The sequence below is a fragment of the Bacillus sp. OTU530 genome (assembly GCF_038440375.1).
Genome location: NZ_JASATP010000071.1, coordinates 1 through 22,744 on the forward strand (window position 1 = coordinate 1; position 22,744 = coordinate 22,744).

At 34.8% G+C, this 22,744-nt stretch carries 25 protein-coding genes and 3 pseudogenes; 15 read left to right on the forward strand and 13 right to left on the reverse strand.

Features of this window, described 5'->3' with window-relative positions; all coding sequences use genetic code 11:
- Positions 1-225 precede the first annotated feature (225 nt).
- Positions 226-465: a hypothetical protein gene (locus AAHB12_RS28500; RefSeq protein WP_342048531.1), complete on the reverse strand. Its 240-nt coding sequence runs from the start codon at positions 463-465 to the stop codon at positions 226-228.
- A 478-nt stretch (positions 466-943) separates the two neighbouring features.
- Positions 944-1,489, reverse strand: a complete 546-nt coding sequence (locus AAHB12_RS28505) for a transcriptional regulator (RefSeq protein ID WP_342048532.1) — start codon at positions 1,487-1,489, stop codon at positions 944-946.
- 125 nt (positions 1,490-1,614) lie between these two features.
- Between AAHB12_RS28505 and AAHB12_RS28510 the strand changes: the two genes are divergently transcribed.
- The 6 genes from AAHB12_RS28510 to AAHB12_RS28535 all read left to right on the forward strand — a co-directional run bounded on the left by AAHB12_RS28510 (position 1,615) and on the right by AAHB12_RS28535 (position 5,938).
- Positions 1,615-1,854, forward strand: a complete 240-nt coding sequence (locus AAHB12_RS28510; protein WP_342048553.1) for a PLD nuclease N-terminal domain-containing protein — start codon at positions 1,615-1,617, stop codon at positions 1,852-1,854.
- Positions 1,851-2,756, forward strand: coding sequence for an ABC transporter ATP-binding protein (locus AAHB12_RS28515; protein WP_342048533.1), 906 nt, complete (start codon positions 1,851-1,853; stop codon positions 2,754-2,756). The genes AAHB12_RS28510 and AAHB12_RS28515 overlap by 4 nt, the downstream gene beginning before the upstream one ends.
- Positions 2,753-3,541: an ABC transporter permease gene (locus AAHB12_RS28520; RefSeq protein WP_342048534.1), complete on the forward strand. Its 789-nt coding sequence runs from the start codon at positions 2,753-2,755 to the stop codon at positions 3,539-3,541. Before AAHB12_RS28515 ends, AAHB12_RS28520 begins: the two co-directional genes overlap by 4 nt.
- Before the next feature lie 182 nt (positions 3,542-3,723).
- A complete protein-coding gene (locus AAHB12_RS28525; RefSeq protein ID WP_342048535.1) occupies positions 3,724-4,431 on the forward strand; it encodes an IS6 family transposase in 708 nt (235 codons plus the stop codon).
- Between the two features lie 411 nt (positions 4,432-4,842).
- A complete protein-coding gene (locus AAHB12_RS28530) occupies positions 4,843-5,640 on the forward strand; it encodes a restriction endonuclease (protein ID WP_342048536.1) in 798 nt (265 codons plus the stop codon).
- Positions 5,641-5,788: 148 nt separating this feature from the next.
- Positions 5,789-5,938 (forward strand): hypothetical protein, encoded by a 150-nt coding sequence (locus AAHB12_RS28535; RefSeq protein WP_342048537.1) that lies wholly within the window; start codon positions 5,789-5,791, stop codon positions 5,936-5,938.
- 140 nt (positions 5,939-6,078) lie between these two features.
- Here AAHB12_RS28535 and AAHB12_RS28540 read toward each other — a convergent pair whose 3' ends face one another.
- Both AAHB12_RS28540 and AAHB12_RS28545 read right to left on the reverse strand, forming a co-directional pair.
- A complete protein-coding gene (locus AAHB12_RS28540; RefSeq protein ID WP_342048538.1) occupies positions 6,079-6,786 on the reverse strand; it encodes an IS6 family transposase in 708 nt (235 codons plus the stop codon).
- Positions 6,787-7,004: 218 nt separating this feature from the next.
- A complete protein-coding gene (locus tag AAHB12_RS28545; RefSeq protein WP_342048539.1) occupies positions 7,005-7,238 on the reverse strand; it encodes a YuzF family protein in 234 nt (77 codons plus the stop codon).
- A gap of 266 nt (positions 7,239-7,504) precedes the next feature.
- Between AAHB12_RS28545 and AAHB12_RS28550 the strand changes: the two are divergent.
- Positions 7,505-8,863, forward strand: a pseudogene (locus AAHB12_RS28550) (transposase).
- Positions 8,864-9,045: 182 nt separating this feature from the next.
- On the opposite strand, the gene AAHB12_RS28555 reads toward AAHB12_RS28550, so the two are convergent.
- The 8 genes and pseudogenes from AAHB12_RS28555 to AAHB12_RS28590 all read right to left on the reverse strand — a co-directional run.
- Positions 9,046-9,279 carry a hypothetical protein gene (locus tag AAHB12_RS28555; protein ID WP_342048540.1) on the reverse strand — a complete coding sequence of 78 codons (234 nt, stop codon included), beginning with the start codon at positions 9,277-9,279 and terminating at the stop codon, positions 9,046-9,048.
- Between the two features lie 294 nt (positions 9,280-9,573).
- Positions 9,574-9,721, reverse strand: a pseudogene (locus tag AAHB12_RS28560) (BC1881 family protein).
- Positions 9,722-10,261: 540 nt separating this feature from the next.
- Positions 10,262-10,723, reverse strand: coding sequence for a CarD family transcriptional regulator (locus AAHB12_RS28565; RefSeq protein WP_342048541.1), 462 nt, complete (start codon positions 10,721-10,723; stop codon positions 10,262-10,264).
- A gap of 215 nt (positions 10,724-10,938) precedes the next feature.
- Entirely contained in the window at positions 10,939-11,847 is a 909-nt protein-coding gene (locus AAHB12_RS28570) for an acyl-ACP desaturase (RefSeq protein WP_342048554.1), read from the reverse strand.
- A 536-nt stretch (positions 11,848-12,383) separates the two neighbouring features.
- Positions 12,384-12,584, reverse strand: coding sequence for a cold-shock protein (locus tag AAHB12_RS28575; RefSeq protein WP_342048542.1), 201 nt, complete (start codon positions 12,582-12,584; stop codon positions 12,384-12,386).
- A gap of 287 nt (positions 12,585-12,871) precedes the next feature.
- The gene (locus AAHB12_RS28580) at positions 12,872-13,360 is read right to left on the reverse strand and encodes a hypothetical protein (protein ID WP_342048543.1); all 489 of its coding nucleotides are present in this window, start codon (positions 13,358-13,360) and stop codon (positions 12,872-12,874) included.
- 345 nt (positions 13,361-13,705) lie between these two features.
- The gene (locus AAHB12_RS28585; protein ID WP_342048544.1) at positions 13,706-14,713 is read right to left on the reverse strand and encodes a DUF3231 family protein; all 1,008 of its coding nucleotides are present in this window, start codon (positions 14,711-14,713) and stop codon (positions 13,706-13,708) included.
- A 308-nt stretch (positions 14,714-15,021) separates the two neighbouring features.
- A pseudogene (locus AAHB12_RS28590) lies at positions 15,022-15,180 on the reverse strand (carbonic anhydrase); the annotation flags it as partial.
- Between the two features lie 873 nt (positions 15,181-16,053).
- Between AAHB12_RS28590 and AAHB12_RS28595 the strand changes: the two are divergent.
- The 7 genes from AAHB12_RS28595 (at position 16,054) to AAHB12_RS28625 (ending at position 20,673) form a co-directional block, all read left to right on the forward strand.
- A complete protein-coding gene (locus tag AAHB12_RS28595; protein WP_342048545.1) occupies positions 16,054-16,263 on the forward strand; it encodes a hypothetical protein in 210 nt (69 codons plus the stop codon).
- 359 nt (positions 16,264-16,622) lie between these two features.
- A complete protein-coding gene (locus AAHB12_RS28600) occupies positions 16,623-17,087 on the forward strand; it encodes a hypothetical protein (protein ID WP_446715630.1) in 465 nt (154 codons plus the stop codon).
- A 46-nt stretch (positions 17,088-17,133) separates the two neighbouring features.
- Positions 17,134-18,135 carry a DUF3231 family protein gene (locus tag AAHB12_RS28605; protein ID WP_342048547.1) on the forward strand — a complete coding sequence of 334 codons (1,002 nt, stop codon included), beginning with the start codon at positions 17,134-17,136 and terminating at the stop codon, positions 18,133-18,135.
- Between the two features lie 388 nt (positions 18,136-18,523).
- On the forward strand, positions 18,524-18,712 hold the full coding sequence (locus tag AAHB12_RS28610) for a hypothetical protein (RefSeq protein ID WP_342048548.1): 189 nt from the start codon (positions 18,524-18,526) through the stop codon (positions 18,710-18,712).
- A 538-nt stretch (positions 18,713-19,250) separates the two neighbouring features.
- A complete protein-coding gene (gene cspC / locus AAHB12_RS28615) occupies positions 19,251-19,454 on the forward strand; it encodes a cold shock protein CspC (RefSeq protein ID WP_003328189.1) in 204 nt (67 codons plus the stop codon).
- Between the two features lie 348 nt (positions 19,455-19,802).
- Positions 19,803-19,976, forward strand: coding sequence for a hypothetical protein (locus AAHB12_RS28620; RefSeq protein ID WP_342048549.1), 174 nt, complete (start codon positions 19,803-19,805; stop codon positions 19,974-19,976).
- Positions 19,977-20,352: 376 nt separating this feature from the next.
- Positions 20,353-20,673, forward strand: coding sequence for a hypothetical protein (locus AAHB12_RS28625; RefSeq protein ID WP_342048550.1), 321 nt, complete (start codon positions 20,353-20,355; stop codon positions 20,671-20,673).
- An 865-nt stretch (positions 20,674-21,538) separates the two neighbouring features.
- On the opposite strand, the gene AAHB12_RS28630 is transcribed toward AAHB12_RS28625, so the two are convergent.
- Positions 21,539-21,814, reverse strand: coding sequence for a hypothetical protein (locus AAHB12_RS28630; protein ID WP_342048551.1), 276 nt, complete (start codon positions 21,812-21,814; stop codon positions 21,539-21,541).
- 333 nt (positions 21,815-22,147) lie between these two features.
- Here AAHB12_RS28630 and AAHB12_RS28635 point away from each other — a divergent pair, with 333 nt between their 5' ends.
- On the forward strand, positions 22,148-22,672 hold the full coding sequence (locus tag AAHB12_RS28635; RefSeq protein ID WP_342048552.1) for a hypothetical protein: 525 nt from the start codon (positions 22,148-22,150) through the stop codon (positions 22,670-22,672).
- Positions 22,673-22,744: the final 72 nt, after the last annotated feature.

Below are 22,744 nucleotides of genomic sequence, written 5' to 3' on the forward strand. Positions count from 1 at the left end.
TATCAATGCTAGAATAGATCCAGGCGAACAATATAAATAAATCGGGCAAGAAAGAGCATGTGTTTTACTAGCACATGCTTTTTTCTATGTCTAGACAAAATAAAAACGGCTAAAACGCTATACAAAGCATTTCAGCCGCCGTCGATCACACCGGCAGAGCTTTTCTTTTTACCTAGGATCTACAACATAAAAAGAACTCCTACAGGAATGCTCAAAATACCTACCTTAAGAGTAAACTATATCGTCTGAATCGTCTAAACCGTTTTCTTCAATCTCCTGTATTTCATTAGCCTGAACCTTAACCGAAATAACATTATCTAAGTTAAGCAGTTTATCCTCATGAACATACCAGCGATTAGAATTGTCTACAAAACGATCCATCACTAATTGCTTACTCTCAGCTTGAATGGTTAAATGCTCGTATTCTCCGCTAACAAACTTTAAAGATACAGTAAAATCTTTCATGCCTATTCATCTCCCTTTTTTCCGTATCATCTTTACATTCGGCAATACAGAAGTGATCCCCTTTGAAATTTGCAGCATTTACGGTTCTGGTGCAAAAGACCCAGACAGTCAAACCATTATGAAGTTCGCTTGTTTTGCTCACTACAGAAAAATGGACGAAAATCCCACATTCATCAAGCTAAAAATAAAAGCATCTCCAAAACAAGAGTTTTATACATTTTCAATCTTCTCGTTTTGGAGGTATTTGTTTTCACTAGCTTGATGGGCATGGTCCTACCAACAAAAAGCGGAAAACATACGTTAAGCAAATTTTGATATGAAATAGGCCGAATTTCCATGCGTTAAGGGAGCATCGGTCTATATTTTATAAGATTTAAAGCTACTATAATCATTCATTTGACTGTCGAGTAAATAATGAGCTACTTGTCGAACATTCCAACCACGCGATCGCTACAAAAGTTAGTATTATTTAATTTGTTTAAGTATCTGGAATAATTGTAATAGCGATTGTTCGAACTGGGGCATCTATTTCGTTACTCTTGTACGTAGTATGGTAGTATTTAGTCATTAATTCATTTAATTCATTTTGAAATTGTATAAAGTGCTCCTCATCTATCTTTAATTCAACTAGAGAAAAAGTAGCACCGTCCTCTTGGCAGTTTTGTTCTCCTAATTTCTTAAGATAACTTTGGTATTGTGTCATAAGTGATAATTGATAATAGGAAATGTAGTCTAACTTTTCCTCGTTAGAGGCTTTTCTCCATTCACTTCTATCAAGTCTTGCTTCCTCTTCATTTAAAGCGTAATATTTTTCGGAAACAGATTTCACCTTTTTTTCTTTAATAACGTGAATAATACCAGAATCCACCATAATTTGTATATGTCTATATAGAGTGGCTTGAGGTACATCTTTAATGATTTTTACCATTTCTAATGGTGTTAACCCATTTTCTTTATTTCTCATTAATGCTTGGCAAATTTTCATTCTTACCGGATGCATTAAAACTTTAACTTTATTACTCACTATATCACCTTAGTTATTTGTTTAATATTATTCTCATTATAAATAATGAGAATAATGTTTGCAACATACCTCTGCATACGTTATCATTATTAATAATGAGAATGAGGTGGAGAGGAATGATGAAAATGCAACTACACTATGGATTAAATGACCTTAAAGACATTGATTTTATGGCCTTTTTACCCATTATATTGCCGGTTATTGTAATCGGTACGCTATTAGTTTTAATTGCATTAATTGATTTATACCGACATAGAAAAACGAGAAAAAATGCACTCATATGGACGCTAATTATTCTTTTTGTCAATACACTTGGACCTATTCTGTACTTTGTTTTAGGAAGAAAGGATGGTGAAAGATCTTGAAATTGGAGATCAGAAATGTGACCAAAATATTTAAAGGAAAAATTGCTGTCAATAATTTCTCAATGGAACTGCAATCGGGGGAATGTGTCGGTTTAATCGGACCGAATGGAGCAGGGAAATCCACATTAATAAAGGTGATTTCAGATATTATCGATCCAACCGCAGGAGAAGTTTTACTGAATGGGAAAAAAATATCAAAAATAAAAAGGGAAATTGGTTACCTGCCACAATACCCTAACTTTTTTCATTGGATGACAGCGAAAGAAACTCTTACGTTTATGGGACAACTTTCAGGATTGAAAAAAGAAGAATTAACAAACTCGATACCGGAGATTTTGACAAAAGTTGGACTAAGGGGCGAAGAAAACTCAAAAGTTAGTACATTTTCCGGTGGAATGAAACAACGGCTCGGTATTGCACAAGCACTACTACATAAGCCTTCGCTTATTGTCATGGATGAACCGGTATCCGCATTAGATCCAATCGGCCGAAGAGAAGTGTTAAACCTGATCGAAGAAATAAAAAAAGATACAACCATGTTATTATCAACCCATATATTGAGCGATGCGGAAGAAATATGTGAACGATTTGTCATTATAAAAGATGGAACAAAAATAGAAGATACAACGATCACCGAACTGTTAAACCGAAATAGTGAAAATCAGTTAATCGTGGAAATCACAGCGAAGAATCAAGAATGGATTGACGTTGTAAAAAAATTACCTTATGTGAAGGAAGTAGAGGTCATTGGGAATAAAGTCAAAATAAAAGTTGAAAACATCGAAAGAAACAAAAATATATTACTGAAAAATGCTCTCGAGCATGAAGTGGACATTGTAAAATTTGAAATTAATAAAGATTCTTTAGAAGAAATCTTCTTAAAATTGGTGGTGCAGAAATGAATAACTTAATAGTACTAATAAAAAAAGAATTTGTTCAAATGGTACGTGATTTTAAAGTTATTTGGCTACCGATCGTTTTTATCTTTTTAGGGATAACTCAGCCGGTAGTAACTCATTACTTGCCATCAATTTTAGAAGCATTAGGCGGTGGTCAGGGAATTACAATTGATCCAAACATGACAGCACAAAAAGGCGGCGAAGTACTAGCAAGCACGTTAGGGTCTCAATTTGATCAGCTTGGGCTTATGATTCTTGCTATTTCGATAATGGGTATCGTCCAAACAGATAAAGCAAACGGTATGCTGGCTTTTATTTTAACACGACCCGTTACTGTTATTTCATACATAGGCGGAAAAATTATATCAAATTATTTAATAGTAGCTTGTAGTGTAGCGATTGGATACTTGGCTTCTTATCTATACGTAAATTATCTTTTTACAGATGTTCCATTTTTACATACGATTACCGGACTATTCTTTTATCTTCTATGGGTTCTTTTTATCATATCTTTTTCAACGATGATTAGTGCTATTTTTCACAGTCAGGGTATTATCGCATTAATTTCAATTGTTTTCCTTATCTGTTGTAGAATTATCGTCGGTTTGAGTCCAATAATTGATCAGGTAAATCCAGCCAGCATGAGTAAACATGCAATGGAAACGCTAATCACGGGATCAGTAAATTCAAACGCAATGGGCAATGTACTGCTAACACTTATTTGGATTCTGTTGACACTCTTTGTAACGAATTATTGGATTGCCACTAAAAAATTTAATCATGAATAAGCAGAAAATAACCGTGATGGGAGGATGAGAATTTTTGCTCTGGTTTAGTGTCAAGACTCTCCCTTCTGTATTTATTGTTTTACTATTAATCTAAAAACTAACAATATTACCGGTTCTGGTGCAAAAAATCTAGGTATCTTGGACATACTGATGTTATCAATCTAAAAAGGGTGTGTATCCGTATGAAAAAGCCAACAGAATTTAAGTGGAAACATTACGAACCCGAAATTATCTTACATGTAGTACGCTGGTACCTCCGGTACAGTCTGAGTCTTCGTGATCTCGTAGAGATGATGGAAGAGCGTGGAATATGCGTAGCACATACTACGATTATGCGCTGGGTTCATCAATATGGACCAGAACTTGATAAACGCATTCGTCCATATTTAAGGAGAACCAATGACTCCTGGAGGGTGAACGAAACTTACATAAAAGTAAAAGGACAGTGGATGTATCTATATCGTGCAGTAGATTTTGAAGGGAACACGATTGATTTTTACCTAAGCAAAACTAGAGATGCGAAATCATTTAAGCGCTTTTTCAAGAAAGCCTTGGCTTCTCCCCATGTGTCTCAACCTCGCGTCATTACGGTGGATAAGAATCCGGCTTATCCTATAGCAATTGAACAGTTGAAAAGGGAGAAAAGCATACCTGACGGTATGCAACTTAGACAACAGAAGTACTTGAATAATATAGTGGAGCAAGATCATCGCTTTATCAAGAAGCGAGTCCGTTCTATGTTAGGGTTAAAAACGTTTCGAACAGCCAACCAGATCATCTGTGGAGTGGAAGTGATGCATATGATGAAAAAAGGACAACTTCAACAAGGGGTGAAGTCTGTCCAAAGCGAGATTGAATTCATACATAAATTATTTGGAGTAGTATCATAATTCACAGATGAAAAGGATATTGAGATCCTATGTTTCTAGCAAATTATATTTGCACCAGAACCCTATTTAGGGTACACTCTATTGATACAAGGGTAGTAGACTGATAAAATCATAGTTAAGAGCGTCTCATAAGAATTGTCTCAAAAATGAGTTACAAGACACCCTTTCCCGGTAGGGAAAGGAACAATTTTTAAAATTCAACCGAAAAAACAGCCCCGAATTATTATAAAAATAATTTCGGGGCTGTTCTATTTAACATCAGCTTTATTTCTAGCCTTTTTGCAGTAACCTTTATTTTAAGCAATTTTTTTATTTGTTCACATATGGAGCTAACAGGGATTCAGAAGGAATTTAGAGAGTAATACAGAATAGATAGGTTATTAAATGGTATAAATTAAAGAGGGTGCTACAATGGGTTCAAAAAAGAAATGCTCCAGGCATAAAGAAACCAAAATAGAGACTCTTTTAACAATTGAAAATAAAACTTATATCAGTAACTATTGTTTTTTTTGCTGGGTAGACCAAGAATTTAAAAAAGAAATGAAAAAATTTGAAAAACGACTAAAAGGATCCAATTTATTGTGGATAAGAAATTTATTTTCACTTGATAAACCGAATTTTTATGAATTTGAAGAATTATATAGAGGTCACGCAAATAGTGAAAAGAAAAATGCAAAGAAATACAAAGCGGAACTTCGCCAAAAATATTATAAAAAATATCCTCCTACCGATTTAAATGAAATTCTTAAATTAAATAGGGTAGAATTTGAGAATTATATAGAAGCTCTTTTTCAAAAACAGGGATTTAATGTAACTAAATCTCCTGAAGATGAGAATGTTGGAATAGATTTAGTGATTGCAAAAAAGATAAAAAGCCAAATAACAGGAACCGCAGTCCAATGTAAACAACATAAAAAATCAGTGGGTGTTTCGGCTATACAAGAAATTTTTAATGACCAACATATTTGTAAATACAGTAAATCAATGATCATAACCACTTCAGAATTTACAACTTCAGCTATTAAAAAAGCAGATGATTTAGGAGTGGAATTATGGGATAAAACTAAATTAATGGAAGAAATTAACAGAACAGTAAAAACAGATAATAACAATAATTTATCTTGGGATGAATTTCTTGCTCCACATTTAGTAGAAGATAAATTTCCTAATAAAAAAAGAACTTATAAAAAATCTTCAAGTTCTTTTTAAATGATATTTTGTACTAGCCCTCCTTTTTGTACCAAAATCCCCTATTAACGAATGTTTCTGCGTTCTGAAGAAGTGGATTGAAACTGCTAACAGAATTATAATAAAGATAAACTGACTCTGTTAAGTAACATAAGGGTGGTGGCTTTTCATGAAAAATCGTGATAAAAGGCAAAAAAAGAAACGTGACTTTTTAAAGAATTACTTAAAAAACAAGTTAAAAAATTGGAAACCTAAACTGGGTAAAGAACCTGCATCTAACTATAAAAAGTCAACACAACAGAATAAGAATCTTGATTGAAGAGTAGTTGGTTTAGCACTTTAACAATATGGGGTTCAGCCGAGATACGTGTAAAAATGGATCATAGACTGGATTTTGGGTTCTGGTGCAAAGATGATTTCAAAAAAACATAGGACATGAATTTCCTGCTAACTTACGGATTATGATGCAATGCCAAACAGTTTATCAATGAATTCTTTTCGATTTTGGGCAGACTTCACCCCTTGGTAAACTTGCCCTTTTTTCATCATATGCATGGCTTCAATGCCACGTACTATTGAAGTAGCAGTTTCATACGTTTTGAATCCCAGCATGGAGCGTACTCTTTTCTTAATGAAACGATGATCTTGTTCTACGATATTATTGAGATATTTCACTTGTCTCATTTGGATGCCTTCAGGCATCTTTTGCTCGTCTTTTAGCTGTTGAATGGCTACAGGATACGCTGGATTTTTATCGACGGTTATAACACAAGGCTTAGAAACATGAAAAGACCGCAAAGCTTTCTTGAAGAAACGTTTTGCAGCCTTATGATTTCTTGTTTTGCTTAGATAAAAATCAATCGTACTTCCTTCGGAATCAACTGCGCGATATAAATACATCCATTGACCTTTTACCTTGATATACGTCTCATCTACTCGCCAAGAATCGTTTGTTTTCTTAAGGTGACAGCGAACTCTCTTGTCTAGTTCAGGACCATATTGATGTACCCAACGCATGATGGTTGTGTGAGAGATGGATAAACCCCGTTCCTCCATCATTTCTACCAAATCACGAAAACTGAGATTGTACCGTAGGTACCATCTTACAGTTAGCAAAATAATGTCAGGCTGATAATGTTTCCATTTGAATAAATTTTGGTTTTCCATACTGATCATGCTCCTTTTTTAAAGTAGTAGTATCAGTATGTCTAAGATTTAGAGATTAATTGCATTATCTTGAAGTTTTTGCACCAGAACCGAAATTATTCATGCTCAAGCATATATTCAAAAACGAAAATTTGAAGAAACACAGAGATAAAACCCTGTGTTTTCATTTGGTAGTCTATGACGCCAATCTGTTATGAATCAAATTAGATGAAATTTCATCATTGTTTTGGCATAATCCATACAATTTGTTGAATGCGTACAAGATACGGTACCGTATCTTCAATTAGCAAATGATCTGGTTTCACATCCTTTAACTCTCCTCTTACATTACCTCTTACAGTTTCAATAACCACATGTTTACCAATTGCTGATTGTAATGTTTGATATACGTAGGGATTAGGTACACTTACCGTATTTTGTTCACTAAAGTCATTTTCCTCCAAATAACTCATTCTATAAGACTCCTTTCTAACTTACATTCTTTCCACTTAATATATGATATAAATCTTATAAATATGCTAGAAGGATAATTCATTATATGATCGAAAATAACATTTTAATAAGGTACGTTTTCTATATCTAAATTGAATCAATTTCATAACCCTCAGCCCTTGCGTACCAAGGGATTTTTAGAACACAAAAAAGGAGTACCTCCCCAAATTCTTGTATAATAGTGGTTACCACACACACCATGATCAAGAAACGAGGTTGACTCCCTATGTCTATTATACGACAAGAAAGCCTGTTTGGCATGCAAGATTTATATGAATTAGAACCAACAAAGCGATATGAAGCAATTTTTTCAACACTTCATATCGAGCCATTATTGTTTGCCGTATCCAAGAAAACTGTGTATGGTGCTCCAACTGAGTTGAATTACCCAGCAATGATTTACGCTCTCGTAGTTCGTATTGTGGAACGAATCCCGACCATTAAAGATTTGGTCAAACGATTACGTCGTGATTTTATGTTTCATCTCGAGTGTGGTTTTTTGTTTTCTGACCGTATCCCTTCTGAAGCCTCTTTCTCCCGCTCCGCAAAGAAGCTCAGTGAATCAAAGGCGTTAGAACATGTACAAGAAACGTTGCTCCTTCAAGCAATTCACGAAGGGTTTATTACAGATGAGGTAGTTGCCATTGACGCGACCCATTTTGAATCTCGTGACCAGTCGACTCCAAAAGAGAAAAAGCCAAAAGTCGAGCCGAAGAAACGAGGCCGGAAACCAAAGGCACAACAGGAAGCGTTTCAGAAAGAAAAATAGAAACAAGATGAACAGAAAACTGTGTATGAAAAAACGATAGAAGACCAGCTAGATGTTGATCTGGAAACATTGCGTACAACCGTACCCATAGAGCCGAACTGGGGCATCAAGAAAAATAGTGAAGGCAAAAACACATTTTGGTTTGGATTCAAAGCCCATTTGGCAGTTGGTTCGAAGAGCCAATATATCCTTCAATCTTTGATGTCTTCCGCTAGTTTAAACGATGGAAAAGCGGCCATTCCCTTATTAAAAGGCATACAGGAGCGGCTTTCTTTGTCCTGCGTTCGGTATGGTACATTAGATGCCGGCTATGATTATGAAGCCATTTACAAGCAGCTTCATCGGATGAAAGCCAAAGCTGTGATTGCTTACAATAAGCGAAACGAAGGTGAGCTCCTTGGATTTGATGAGTACTTCGTCCCAACTTGCGTACGTGAGTATTCCTATCGATATGACAGCTTCGATGAGAAGTACGAAACGTTGAAATACACAAGGCCCAAGGAGTGCGAGACTTGTCTGTTGGCCCATGATCCTCTTTGTCAAAAGGTCTATAAAATGAAAATGGAAACAGATATTCGAAAATACAGTGCCCCAGGTCGTGGCACAGAAGCATGGAAAAAGATTTACAACCAAAGAACCGCAGTTGAACGAGTACATGCCTATTTAAAAGAGTTTTTTCAGCTAAAAAACGTTCGATATCGAACAGGAACGCGTGCAAAGGTTCATTTTGACCTTGTGACGCTTGTTTATAATGTTTCAAAACTAGCAGTCGATCGCATCAGACAACAACTACTTGAAAGCAGTCAGGCAGCTTAACTTTTTGAAAAAGTGAATGATTGAAATTCTGCCAGTCTCACTCTCGAAAAGAAGCAATTATGAAATTGATTCAATTACTAAAAAATTATTTATATAAGATTATTTTTTACTAGTTAATAGGTAATGATATAGGGATATTTTGAATGTACATCCAGGTTGTGCCTTTCGACATAGTTATCATTTTATATACGCCCTTTATTAGAATACTGCTTATACTTTTTTTTAGCTTCTTTAGTAATACGTGTGTTAAGTAAAATTGCTAATAACAAAAACACTCCATAATTTCCCCCTGTAGCTCCTATGATAATCACGCTACTAAAAACAAGTACAATCAATAGGAGAAACGAAACTAAATAAATACGGTCAAATTTCTTTGACATTTTCTCGTATTTTATGCGTTCTTTCCTTGCATCCATCTAAATTCCTCCTTTAAATTATCCATTTCACTATAAAATAAATCTCGCCTTTAAAAAGTAAACAATATACCGTTTCAAATAATTAGTTTTTTTATCAACTAATTTATATAATATAAAAAGAAATACTACCAATATTAAACTTTCCACCATGATAATCCCGACCCTCTCCTTCCTTTTAATCCCATCACATCAGATGAAATTTATGTATATCCTATTATTATCAGCAGCAAACAAAAAGGATCCTCCCTTCTCTTAAAGGCTGATCCTTTTCTTCGGTCATTCAGCTATTTCTAGCTATTCTTGATTAATTAGAATAACAGCTGGTCCATCTACACGAATTCCACCAACTTCGATTTTTTCATAAGACTCAACTGTAATAGAAATGACTCCTTTCCGCTTCTTTAAATTCATTACTTAATTCTTTTGTTAACATTTTTTCCATGTCTGCACTCCTTCTCACTGCTTAATTTCCTATTGTTATGTAAATGAAATTAAAAATGGTTTCCTGGTCCGGAAACCATTTTTGTAGTTGACCATATGGTGTTACCAATTTGTTTATCTCTTTTACGTAAAAAAGATAAACAATTACTATTCACTGTCTCAGTAGATATGAAAAATTCTTAAAGATAGAGTTGAGATTGATTGTTTTTTCTTCTAGAAATAATGACTTAGATAATATATCCCTAAAACAATGAAAGCCCTACCTCTCTTTCATCCTTACGGCTCCTTGTCCGTGCCAGTGTGAATCAGGATTGCAAAAATCAAGTGACTATTTTATCGAGTTATTTAATGAAACCTCGAACGTTCGTAAAAGAAATTAAAAAATAAAAATGGATTAGATTGTAGAAATAACAAAAGAGGCTAATACTCTAAAAGTGAGTTGAAGAAGTTGAATGTCTTTGAAATAATTTACTTTTAATAATAATATTCCCGAAAATTTCAGGATATTTTTCGGAATGCAATACATTATCTATAATTAACCTTAACAGAAACTTTTTCTTTGATTTTCAGTGATTCCTTTAATTAATCCCAGTTCACTAATCAAAAATTCATATGCATTATCCAACATTTTTTTTTCGCTTGCATTAAGTGCTTTTTCTTTCTTCATACGCATTAAATCACGTACAACTTCAGCACCTTCTTGTATTTCACCCGTTTTTATTTTGTCCGTGTTCACTTTATACCTTTGTTTCCACGGCAGTAATCTATCTGATTCTCCCTGCTGAAAAATGTGTATGATGTGTTTTAATGCAAGTATATCAGTAACCGGTCGTATACCTGAACTCAATATTTTACTCGTTGGAATCATAACTTGCATATTACTGATTGACATTTTTATGACATAATACTTTTGTTTTTTCCCTGAGAATTCTTTTTCTTCTATGGCTTCAATTATACCTGCTCCGTGCATTGGATAAACAATGTTATCGCCAATTTGAAACATATAATCCACCTCCATATATGGTAACCTTCTTAAGTTTACCATATATGTGTTTTTTTATCAAATATTTAATAATATCACGAGTTTATTTTTAGTGTCAATAACTTTTTATTTGAAAATCAGATTAAACAAAAACAACAACAAAACAATAGGAGCGTGTCGGATTCCCAATAAAGGGAAAGTCAATTTGTCCGTGTATATCCTGAATCCTCGACTAATTAACATAGATCAGTTTTTCCTTGAAAACGACCAAATCGATCCCGTATTTTTTTCAACCTTGCGTGGTACTCCAAAATCTTAATTCTTGCTTTTTCAGCTAGAGGTGCAATTGGTCTTAAGTCTTTTAACCCCCAATAATCAACCACTACATCAAGTACTTGATCAAAATATTGCAGTGGCCCATAGTTAGCTTCTTTTGCAATCACAGCCATTCGATTTTCAAAATCAAGCATGACAGCACCTGGCATTTTAAAATTCATAATCACATTGGCAATATGGTAGCAATAATTAGGTTCCAATTCCAAATGTGTTCGAATGACGTCCCGATAAAACGCATAATGAAGGGTCTCATCTTTGGCAAGACGGCGTAATAATGTAGCAAGATCTGGATCATGCTTACTTGAAACCTTGGCTACATTATTGTAAAACACCATCGTTGCAAGTTCTTGTAGCGTCGTATACGTCATCGCTTCGATTGGTGTATGAAAATCAGGCTCAAATCCACCCTCAACGACTGACTTTCTTAATTCATGTAATCGTTTAGGATTCACACTTCGAGTGAGTAGTAAATATGTCTCCAATAAATTCGAATGTTGATCCTCTTCTGAAGTCCAAGTATGAATAAAGTCTGTAATAACAGAAAGGGACCCTTTAAAAGTCGCAGATAAATAAGTTGTAAACCATGGTAAATTCACTTCTGTTAATAAAGCTGTTTCAATGGCTGTAATTACACCAGAAGGAAGAGTAACTTGACTTTCATCCCAAGGAACTCTTTTAAAGTCCATTCCCTTATCCCATGGTAAAAACTCATGATAACCCCAGTCTATCTTCTGCGCTCTTATTTTATGTTGTTCATACAGTTCTTTTAAACGTGGTTCTAATCGGAAATCTAAATCATTTGTTAGCATATATAAGTTCTCCCCTTTCTTATCATAGATAGTCATTCTATTTCTACATTCATTTTTTATTTTTTAAAATTTTCTATAAATAAATATTACTTTCCTTTTTTCAAATCAAAACAAATTTTTAACAGAACTCTATAAGAACCCTTTATTTCTATATGATTTTTTTCTATAAGGAAACTGACTGAGTTTTAGGAACACAAAAATAATCGATTGAGAGAGCTGATGTTGATTAAAAATATGTGGCTTTAGAAAAAGGTGATGGGGAACATGAGTTACTTTCTATGGGGACATGATAGGGACATCACTTAAAAATAGGGGGACGCAATGGAGACATTCGAGCACTTTTATTGATATCACGTTTTCGCTAGGCTTTGCCTAGTTCTATCACCCTATGTGATAGCAGAAACTCCTTATGCTCTTCTGACTGTATTTAAATCTTTAAACAAAAAACGAGACCTGGTTCGGATCCCATCACCTCCTTTACATAATTAGTGTTCGAAAATAAAAAGAGAAGGGCATTCCCTTCTCTTCCATTTCAATTATTTTTTTCTTACATTAGTAGCTTGAGGTCCACGATTACCTTGCTCAATGTCAAATGTAACTTCTTGACCTTCGTCTAATGACTTGTACCCTTCACCTTGAATAGCTGAGAAGTGAACGAATACATCTTCTCCACCTTCGCGTTCGATAAATCCAAAACCTTTTTCGCTGTTAAACCATTTTACTTTACCGTTTTCCATGAAAAAAATCCTCCTACAATGCACCTTTATGTACATACCTATTTTCGGCCATTTTACAAGTAATAAAAAGATATAAAAAAACTGCAACTTCTGAGAGTTTTAACCTTGCCATCCCCCCTGAAGTTACAGTTTATTTTTAAATCTCTATGATATTAAAAGCAAAATGGTTTAAAGCCACTATAGCACTTTACCAGTCGGAAAGCAAAAATCACTCGTGCAAATTATTAAATATCAAAAAGTCGGTTATTTCAACTGATTTTACTTAACATAACGCACGTTAGCGGAAGTCAAAAGTTTTTATTTTTTGCTATGTTAAACAATAATTTTCTCTTTTCAATGAGGTACTGAAATCCATATAACAAAAACGACTTAAGAAACATATAAAGGAAAAATTGAATTTTATTAAAGCGAACGAGTGTAACTACTTTTAATTTTTTTAATAAACTCATCATTAGAAAGGCAAACATACCATCTACTATTGCATTGAGTGAAACAAAACGTTTAAAATTTCCATATGTCCATTTTAATATCCACATTGAACCTACCAAAAAAGGTCCTATATAAAAAGGTAATGCCACTGAAATATATGGATTTTTTTTATAAAAAACCCACCATTTTCGTTTCTTCCCGATTTGAGCAGAAAGATTTTCTATAATTACAATAAAAATTGATGCAGGAAGGAATTTCTTAATATTACGTAACCCTAAAAAAGGGAGTGTTAACCATACTAATAAGACCATAGAAACATTAAATAACCACTGATTTTTATTTGACATATTTATCCCTCCTTTTTTCTTAATGTTCTCTTTTCATTTTTAAGTATTCATTTTAAATCATGTAAGTTGTTTGTTCTTCACTAATCTCCCACCGCCACAAAAAACCTCTTTTCTTATCTGCCTACTTCTTCCCAAGTTCAACTGCTCGCTAGTTGAACAAAAAACTGTGTATACCGTATACACGTCAGGTTTACATAACATCTCATTATGGGTAGTCAATCTTCTATTCTAAGCACTTCACATGGCTAATGCAGAGGACAACTTCATCCAAAAATCCTCACGGTCATTTTTATTCAATAGACACGCGAGGACTTCTATTAAGGCAACCCTTCATTCTGGAAATAACTAGCTTGAAGTAAGCTCATCTCGATTCACAGCTTGTGGTGGTTGTTCCATCCAGCCATAGTCAATCATTATATTAGCTGCATCTTCAACATAAAACCCGATATCTGCCAAGAATTTTGTGTACATTGCACCTATATCGCGTCTTCCATTCAGGGATGCACCATTCCCATATGTTCTAATTTTCATGGAAAACATATCAATTTTGTGAGCTAGCATCAATTTGTCTGAAAAAGGTGAAATTGTAGACGCACTTACTAAGTGTTCCAATGATGAAGGGGACGGTAAATTCTCGTTGTACAATTTCTCAGAACAGGTTTCTAATTGCTTGTCGGTAAGCTCCTTCCCTCGGACAAAAAACTGCCGAACTTGGTCGTCTTGGGCTACTTGACTAAAAGCAAGTAACAGTGCTTTGCTTGTTACGTTATTCTCCATATTCTCATAAAGATGTGTAATCTCTAAAGCATGCAAGGGTCTAGTATTTCCGAAAAAACCCTTTAAATAACTTTGTTTTTTTACAAAATCGACTTGGCTAGGTATAGGAATGATTGGTGGTTTTGTTAAAAACCCTTTTGCCATTAGTACTTGATCAACCTCGTTAATAAGCTGTACTGTCGCTTCAAGAGTATGAGTAAAGAAACCCTTTATATCTTCTCTTGTCATTAAAGGTACTGCAATCGAATAAATACTCATTCCTGCTTTGCTTAAATATCTCAGATAGTGAAGATAAAATTGATCGGAAAATAACCTAGGAGCATCTACATTTACGTCTTCCTTTGTAAATCCAATCGGTACAGGAAAGTGTTCCGCAATAAAAATTTCTTTAATATTTTTTAGAATTGATTGGTTTAAATATAAAGCATGATCTAACACTTTTTTTATATCTGGATCTTCAACATGTTGAAAATAATGGTTTAGTACACACTGAGACATCGTATTGCCCATATACGTTGTCCAAAGTTTCCCCATTTCAGTAGCTGTTAGCTGCATATGACCGTAGCTCTTTTCCAATATGTAAACAACCTCCTATTTCATTCATCAAGGAATAATGTGCCCAGACTAAACAGGAAATATGAACCATTGAACCTAGCATATCCATAAAAAAGAAAACAGCCTTGGGCTAGGCTGTCCTTGAGATAACTAGTGGGTTCATCAGAAATACTTAATAGGAGGTTTCCCACGTGTTTACTATTTCTTGTTCCTAGGATTTTATGTATGGTTTTCTGCTAAACACGTAGCTACCATTCTCTAGGAACAAGATTCGAGATACCAGGTTAACATAACATTCGAAAGAGGAAGTTAATTTTTCTTTCAACCAATTAATTCTCATATCCGTTTACTACTACATCCAATTTTCCTGTTTCTGGGCAGATGACAAGTCCATGAACACTAACATTCTTTGGGAACATCGGATGGTTTTTGACCACCTTAATGCTCTGTTCGACACTTTCCTCAACCGATTGAAATCCTGTTACGAAGCTACACTGCTGGAATGCGACTTCTTGTCGCACCATAATCGCTCATTATCGGAAGTGGATCCCTCAAGATTCCGCGCCAATCCTGGGTTTCTCTCATTCTTGGACATGATCAAATATGCAGGATTTTATGCAATGCCCAATCGGCGCGGCTTTTGGCCTCCCGATCCTTTGACACGTCTCCCTACTTTTTGCATAAAACCCTGCATATTATTTTCCGTCTTGATGTTGCTTTAAAATAAAGTTTGATCATTTTCTACCTGTGTTTGCTCTACAATCGCGCCCTTTAATTGAATAACTAAAATATAGGCTTAGTCCTAAAATCGCTCATAGCTTGTTGAACTAACGCACCCCGTTAGCTGAATAAGGAAAAATTCCGTTGCCTGCACTTCTTACTTTACACAACTATCCATGCTCTGTCCCTACCGCCTGATTTTCACTTCTTTCCCCTGTATATCCAGGATTTTTGGACTGAATATGTCTAATGACTCCAGGTCAGTATCTTAGGCATAATACAGTTTATATACATTAGAGAGGAGATAGTATGAGGCTAAGAAATGGAGATTTTTATACAAATGTTTTTACCAATAAGTTATATAGGTTAAATGAAGATAACGATAGCAGCTGGTACTTGAGTTTGCGTGATGAAGAAGGAAGAAGGTTATCATGAAACAGAAAAGATATCAGGGCGTGATATGATTAGATTGGTAGAAGGTAGTTATAAAAAAAGCTAATAAAAAAAGCTCCCCCATTCCTGTCATAGTACCTGTAATCAGATTTTTTAGTGGAAAGTAGGTAAAAACTTGAAACAATATAAGATGTTCCAAGGAAAAAGTCGCCTTTATGTCGAATATAGTAAATAAAGGGGATTATCCAATGAATAAAGTTGAGTTATTAAAAAAATTACTAAATAGTAGTCAAGGTAATTTGTTTTCATTAGAGATTCCTACTACAAAAGAAAATGAAAAAAAAATTCAAGAATTGGTTAGAGTATTAGAAACAGAAAAAAGAATTAAATTAAGAGAATATGTACAGAGAGAATACTCAGTTTATTTACATGGAATAATTAAGTATGCATCCGAATAATCGGATGCTTTTTTTATTGGGGTGAATCACCATAGGGTTCTTCAAGTTATACAGTAAGCCAAGATGGGCATAGAATTTTTATGAGATTTAGAAATTGTGAACCTTCATAACCCACAGAGCCAATAAATTCCTGGGGCATCTATTTTCTTAAATTAACCTGCTTCGTTAGTCGAAAAAAGGCTGCCGCAGCAACCTGATCTTATTAAACTCTTGCACCCGTTTACTTTAAGTACAATTCTTCACATTCTGCTTTGTTAATCGAACCCTTTAGATGAAGAAGGACAGAAGAATAAATCCATTTTTTACATATTATTTCTCTTGTAGTAAATATTAAATTTATAACTAATTATAAGGACAATATGATTATGACTGATAAGTTAGAAGCTATTCTGTGGAGTATAGCTCTCCCGGGCTTTGCTCAGTTATTAAACAGAAAATTTGTTAAAGGTATAGTTTTTATTTTTTTGGAGTTCCTCGTTAATGTTAATAGTCATTTTAACATTGTGATTTTGCATAGCTTCCAAGGAAACAATAGAGAAGCAATCGAAGCAACAAACTACCAATGGCTAATGTTCTATCCCTGCCTATATATGTTTTCCATGTGGGATGCATACAAAGATGCCGAAGGAGAAACTCCTCCTTATTCCTATCTTCCTTTTGTATTTGGGGCTTATTTTGTAACAATTGGGCTTATGTACTCTCCTTCACTAAAATTAGGACAAATATTACTTGGCCCTGTGTGGCTTCCAATATTGTCTTTAATCCCAGGTTTATTGGTTGGGAACTTTATAAAGTGTTTGTTAATGAGAATTAAGGTTCAATGAAGGTGGTTATTGTTTGTATTAAATACAATAAATGGAGGCTTATATTATGGCTCAAAAACATGCTTTAAGTTCAAGTGAATTAGGAACATTGTGGATGACCTATCAGGAAAAAACAATGAAACAGCGAATGCTTGAATATTTTATAGAACAAGCAGATGACAATCGAGCTAAAGAGATTATGCAAAATGCTTATATGAAAATTATTAACTATCTTGAAGATATAAAAAACATTCTCAAAAATGAAGGTGCTATCATTCCTGTAGGATACACAGAGAAAGATGTTCATACTGGTGTGCCTAAGCTATATGACAACATGTTTGATATTATGTTTCTTCGTCTTTTACAAGAAATTAGCATGGGATTACATTCACTCCATCTAAGTATGGCATATCGCAAAGATATTGTTCTTCTTTATAAGGAATTAACTACATTTACCCAAAGTGTTTACGATGAATGTGTTGACTATTTGCAAGCGAACGATGTTTTACCATATCCCCCTGCTGTATCAATGCCAAAGTCAGTGGAATTTGCAACTGGAACCAATTATATGAGTGGTTTTAACTTATTTTCTGAAAAGCGGGCATTGAATACAGTTGAAGTAGCACATTTATACCATGCAATTGAAACAAATATTCTTGGAATGCAATTGATAACGGGGTTCGCACAAGTAGCAAATGAACCTGAAATAAAAAAATATTTCATAAAAGGAAAAGAATTAGCGAAAAAAATTGTAACGGACTATACACAATTATTTCTTCAGAGCGATATTCAACCTCCTTCAACATGGGGGGCAAATGCAACTGACTCAAAGGTAGCTCCTTTTTCAGATAAACTAATGATGTACTGTACCAGTCTGTTATGTAGCTTTGGTTTAGGAAGCAATGCTTTAGGAACAGCCTTTAGTTTACGAACTGACCTCCCAGTAATATTAGTTAGTACAGCAAAAGACATATTAACTTATGGGCATGATGGTGGAAAAATCATGGCGAAAAATGGTTGGCTTGAAGAACCACCTCAAATGCAAGATAGAAACGATTTGACTAAATAATTAAGATGATTACTGAAATAATACAAGTTCTCCTGAATAGTAAGGAGTTCTTGTATTATTTCACTTAGAAAAAATACCTTATATTGAATAGAGGTTTTGTCTATATTTAACTAATCTTAATCCCTGCTTTTTCTACTCCTTCTTCTCCTAAACTGCAACCGTTTGTTGAATAAGAAACCATTCCAAAATTTCTAGAGTTATGACACTGAATAGTATCAATGTTACTATAAGTAAAGGGCATCTATCGGCTGTAAGTAACAGGTTGGGTATCTAAAGGACACCCAAAAGATACCCAACCTCACACGACTAACCATATCTTATGTCTAATGACTCCAGGCCAATATTTTGGGCATAATACAGGGGACATACGTGTTAGAGGAGGGATAATTTGAGACTGAAGGATGGAGACTTTTATACAAATGTTATGACCAATAAAGTGTATAGATTAAATGAAGACCGTGATGGCAATTGGTATTTGAGTATGCATAATGAAGAATGTAACCATCAAACGGCAAAGACATCGGGGCGTGATATGTTTAAATCATTAAAAGGTTTTTATAAAAAAGCAAACAGCTGAAATAATTGACTGTTTTTTTATCAAATTGAGGTTTTAAAAAAATGAACCACCACAAAAAGCCGCCCTTTCCCGTCAGACATCTTCTGTGTCTCGAATATCGAATAGTACGTATTGGATTAGAACCTCTTTAATATTTGTAAGAATGAAAGCATTATACACCGAAGTACAAAATTAAGGCGGTTTTTATGTCCGCCTCTTTCACTATTTCCCCCATTAGCCTTCCATGAAGCTGAGCTTCACCACAGAATATGTAAGAAGTTTACGTTCTTACATGGTAGTTCAACAAAGATAACTTAATTAGAATGGTCATTATGAATTCTTTGTTTGTATTGCATGATTGCTCTTCTTTTTCTTTGCGGATTTTTACTATTTTAGTTAAATTCCAATAATTTGCAATTTTTTCCGTTTCCTGATAGGATAAAGAAGAATTATTTTTGTTCGGTGTAAAGGATAGTATGAATATCGACTTTTCGTCTTGATGATACTTTGGGCAAGGATAGTAATACAATGTGTGGTAACGCACTAGGAGGCAACAAAAATGGAACAAGGTACAGTTAAATGGTTTAATGCAGAAAAAGGTTTTGGCTTTATCGAACGTGAAAATGGAGACGATGTATTCGTACACTTCTCTGCAATCCAAAGTGACGGCTTCAAATCTTTAGACGAAGGTCAAAAAGTAACGTTTGACGTTGAGCAAGGTGCTCGTGGAGCTCAAGCTGCTAACGTTCAAAAAGCTGCTTAATCTTAAATCGTTTATACAAACAGGCTCTTTATATAGGGCCTGTTTTTTTATGTTCTCTGCATGTGTCGGGGATGGCTAGTCTTACTTTTATCTCGAAGGCTTCTTTATCTTATGAGGAAAGAAGGCATGACGGTATGACACTTGTGTATTATAACTCCTACTTTGTCCTTGGTTATATGATCTTTATCCATTACAAAGGGATTCCCTATAAGCAAACACTAACAAACAGGGGATGCCCTGTTTCCTAAAAGTAAGTGTTCGCGGACTGCTAACATGGCATAAATGACATGCAGGGATTCCCTATTTACATATAGAAGGAAGCCGTAGGAGAAAGGGGGATATGACGGTATGACGGTCGTGTATAAAAGTAGCGAAGTTATGAAGCTCTTAGATGTAAAGGAATCAGTTTTTAAGAAATATGTTTCACTCATTGAGAAGGAAGGTCCTTTGTTTCAAAAAAACTCGCAAGGCCATCGAATGTTTAGTGAACTGGACGTTCAAACACTTGAAACATTTCTATAGTGCTTTTCAACAAAAAATGCCTAAAATAAAGCTTTATATGTATAAGATTTTATATTACCGCAACAAATTGGAATATGACTTACAGACAAATACAAGAGACGTGCACTTTATTTGGAGAGGCGGGTATGATAGCCTATTTTGGCTGAGCCAGGATCTTTGATACTCCTGGCTTCATGGCTCATAATCATGCCCGTAGAGGCTCCAAGTAAAGTGACAAATTGCCTGATCTTACTATATGAGAATATCTTCAATATAACTTAAAAACTTATTAAAGCACTACACTACATTCATAAAGTTAAGTCGTTATGACGGTGTAACCCTGGAGTCCGTAGCAAAAAAGGTTGCAGAATGGAGAAAGAATAAAGGTCATGACGGCATGACAGGAACAGAAATACAGGAGCAAGCCACCCTAAATCCCCAAGACTCACAAAGTCATGACGTTATGACTCTTGTAGACTCCCTTCTTCGGGAGCAAGAGCAGCGGTTCACCTCTCAAATCCAACAACTTATCCAGCAGCAAAAAGAAATGACAACGAAACAAGATGAAAAGCTGAATCAAATTTTGCTTCACTTGGATCGCATGGATCAACGTGAACAAGAACGAAATAGAATGATACAAGAGGAAAAGGAAGCGCGGATGCAAGTAGCAGCAGCCTGGGAAAAAAGGTCATGGTGGCATCGCTTTTTGGGTAAATAGGTATCGCAGGGAATGGCTAGGGACTCCCTCTCTATTTTTTGACTAACTATTAGGGATCCCCTTATAGTTCGTCAAACGTAAAAGTAGGTGTCAGTTTGTTGCATATTGAGTGAGAGCAGGGCTTTTCATTGTTGTAATAACGTGTGTGCAATACAGCCCATCTGAATAGTATTTGCAGCAAATCAGACGGATATACAGGAAAAATAGGACAAGCGGCTTGGCTTTCACCGAGCTTCAGTAATGGTGGCCTAAAACAGGCCCAGGTACCTAGGGAGCTTATATGGAGTAGATAGGTGTTTGAGAAGATACTAAGCATTAATTTCGAATCCAATTAGGCGTTAAAAATAAATTTAATGCGAAATTAAGAAAGATTAAATCATAGCATGACTTCCCTTTCTTATCCTTCTCTCTTTTGTCTCAAGTTAAAAAAGACAAAGAATATTTTCAATTAGCTGCATAGGAGTGTCTCTATGTACAATGTAGAACTCTAAAAGGCTCTAGTGCAAAGATAAAACGACAGAAGGGAGAAAAGTTGTGCGAAAAAAGCGAAGCTTTATATCCCACTCCGTTCAGATAAAACTATTTGTAAAGAAACACAATCTATCTTTTGTTTCTTTCTGGAACCCGAATTATACCGATGGACATTTCTGTCGGAGGCTTAAGAAAGCTTTTATTGTTGCTTTGAAATAAAGTTTGATCGCTTTCTACCTTTGATCTTAAACAATAGTACCCAATTGTGGAAGATCAACTATTAAAATCCTGGAGAGCATGCTTGTGCTTATTGAACTATAGCTACCCGTTAGTTGAATAAGGCTAATTACACTAACTTGCCCCATTAGTAAATCCATCTTGGAGCATGGCTGTTTTATTTGTCGGGTATAAATACGATTCTATAATCCGAGCCTAATTCTTCTTTCACTTTTCCAGTAAGATTTTGTCCGATTGCATTATGTTCATTAATGGGGATTTTCTTATATTGTTTAGTCCATTGATATAAGTCATCTTTAAGATTATCTGTCAATGGAAATTCATCAATATCGAGATTCCAGCCACATACATTGCACCAAATTGGGTCAGCCGCAAAGTCTGCTTCTAGTTTAAATGAATTGGTAAATTCGCAATTACAAACATCTTTTAACATCAAAAGTCATCTCCCGAAAATAAAATATTCTACTCACCGGTTATGTAACTAACCTGCTTACGTTAGTACAATAAAGAAAAAGAGCTGCCACAGCAACCGATTGTTAAACTCTTGAACCCTTTAGTTCAACAAGGATTTAAGTAAAGATTCGTATTTGATTAAACAAATTTGTCCAGCTTAACAAATTGTTTAATTGGTATTATGGTTAGGTTTTCAGTAATTTTCCATTTTTGACAAATAAAAAGAAAACAAAACACTATGTAGAACTGGTATAATGCTCTTGTTAAAGAGCTAAAAGTCTTTTATAACAGATATGTTTAGGGGGTTTTGTTAGTGAAAAGGAAAATAATGAAAATCAAATCATTTATTATAAAAACTTCATTGGTTGGATTGGTAGCAACAACTTTATTTACAGGTGCAAATAGTGCTTATGCTCAAGAGGATAACAATGGGAACGCATACGGTCATAACGAAATATTTGGCGAGGGAAGCAAAAATCAAGTTTACATGATGAACAAGGCTATCAACCCTTATTTAAAACAAGAATCAAACGATGTTAGAACAGTAATTTATTATAATACTGTGGACGGTAATCGCGTACCAAGAACGGTCGTTGTAATGGGTTGGAATTGGACAGGTGAAATCGGAGAAAAATTATATCCTGGATTTAATGACGATCCCGATTGTTGGGCAACAGAGAATGGAACAGGTGTAAACGAACAACAATTGAAGCAAATTCAAAACGCCTTGGAGAAGGAAACAGGCTTGAAATTAGAGGTAGCTCTTAACTATATCACGAACCATTTCAATGGACACGATGATACCGAATTAAGACTTGTTTTCAATGTTGTACAATAGGAATATGAAAAAGAGCGGTCAAAAGATCGTTCTTTTTTATCTTTTATTGGTTCCTCTTCAACTATCCTGCCA

Coding starts and splice junctions, on each gene's coding strand:
- AAHB12_RS28605 (WP_342048547.1), top strand. CDS start 17,134: ATGGCTCAAAAACATGCTTTAAGTTCAAGTGAATTAGGAACATTGTGG.
- AAHB12_RS28540 (WP_342048538.1), bottom strand. CDS start 6,786: ATGGAAAACCAAAATTTATTCAAATGGAAACATTATCAGCCTGACATT.
- AAHB12_RS28580 (WP_342048543.1), bottom strand. CDS start 13,360: ATGTCAAATAAAAATCAGTGGTTATTTAATGTTTCTATGGTCTTATTA.
- AAHB12_RS28525 (WP_342048535.1), top strand. CDS start 3,724: ATGAAAAAGCCAACAGAATTTAAGTGGAAACATTACGAACCCGAAATT.
- AAHB12_RS28555 (WP_342048540.1), bottom strand. CDS start 9,279: ATGGATGCAAGGAAAGAACGCATAAAATACGAGAAAATGTCAAAGAAA.
- AAHB12_RS28595 (WP_342048545.1), top strand. CDS start 16,054: ATGAATAAAGTTGAGTTATTAAAAAAATTACTAAATAGTAGTCAAGGT.
- AAHB12_RS28575 (WP_342048542.1), bottom strand. CDS start 12,584: ATGGAAAACGGTAAAGTAAAATGGTTTAACAGCGAAAAAGGTTTTGGA.
- AAHB12_RS28620 (WP_342048549.1), top strand. CDS start 19,803: ATGACGGTCGTGTATAAAAGTAGCGAAGTTATGAAGCTCTTAGATGTA.
- AAHB12_RS28535 (WP_342048537.1), top strand. CDS start 5,789: ATGAAAAATCGTGATAAAAGGCAAAAAAAGAAACGTGACTTTTTAAAG.
- AAHB12_RS28565 (WP_342048541.1), bottom strand. CDS start 10,723: ATGTTTCAAATTGGCGATAACATTGTTTATCCAATGCACGGAGCAGGT.
- AAHB12_RS28570 (WP_342048554.1), bottom strand. CDS start 11,847: ATGCTAACAAATGATTTAGATTTCCGATTAGAACCACGTTTAAAAGAA.
- AAHB12_RS28530 (WP_342048536.1), top strand. CDS start 4,843: ATGGGTTCAAAAAAGAAATGCTCCAGGCATAAAGAAACCAAAATAGAG.
- AAHB12_RS28625 (WP_342048550.1), top strand. CDS start 20,353: ATGACAGGAACAGAAATACAGGAGCAAGCCACCCTAAATCCCCAAGAC.
- AAHB12_RS28545 (WP_342048539.1), bottom strand. CDS start 7,238: ATGAGTTATTTGGAGGAAAATGACTTTAGTGAACAAAATACGGTAAGT.
- AAHB12_RS28600 (WP_446715630.1), top strand. CDS start 16,623: ATGATTATGACTGATAAGTTAGAAGCTATTCTGTGGAGTATAGCTCTC.
- AAHB12_RS28520 (WP_342048534.1), top strand. CDS start 2,753: ATGAATAACTTAATAGTACTAATAAAAAAAGAATTTGTTCAAATGGTA.
- AAHB12_RS28500 (WP_342048531.1), bottom strand. CDS start 465: ATGAAAGATTTTACTGTATCTTTAAAGTTTGTTAGCGGAGAATACGAG.
- AAHB12_RS28630 (WP_342048551.1), bottom strand. CDS start 21,814: ATGTTAAAAGATGTTTGTAATTGCGAATTTACCAATTCATTTAAACTA.
- cspC (WP_003328189.1), top strand. CDS start 19,251: ATGGAACAAGGTACAGTTAAATGGTTTAATGCAGAAAAAGGTTTTGGC.
- AAHB12_RS28510 (WP_342048553.1), top strand. CDS start 1,615: ATGCAACTACACTATGGATTAAATGACCTTAAAGACATTGATTTTATG.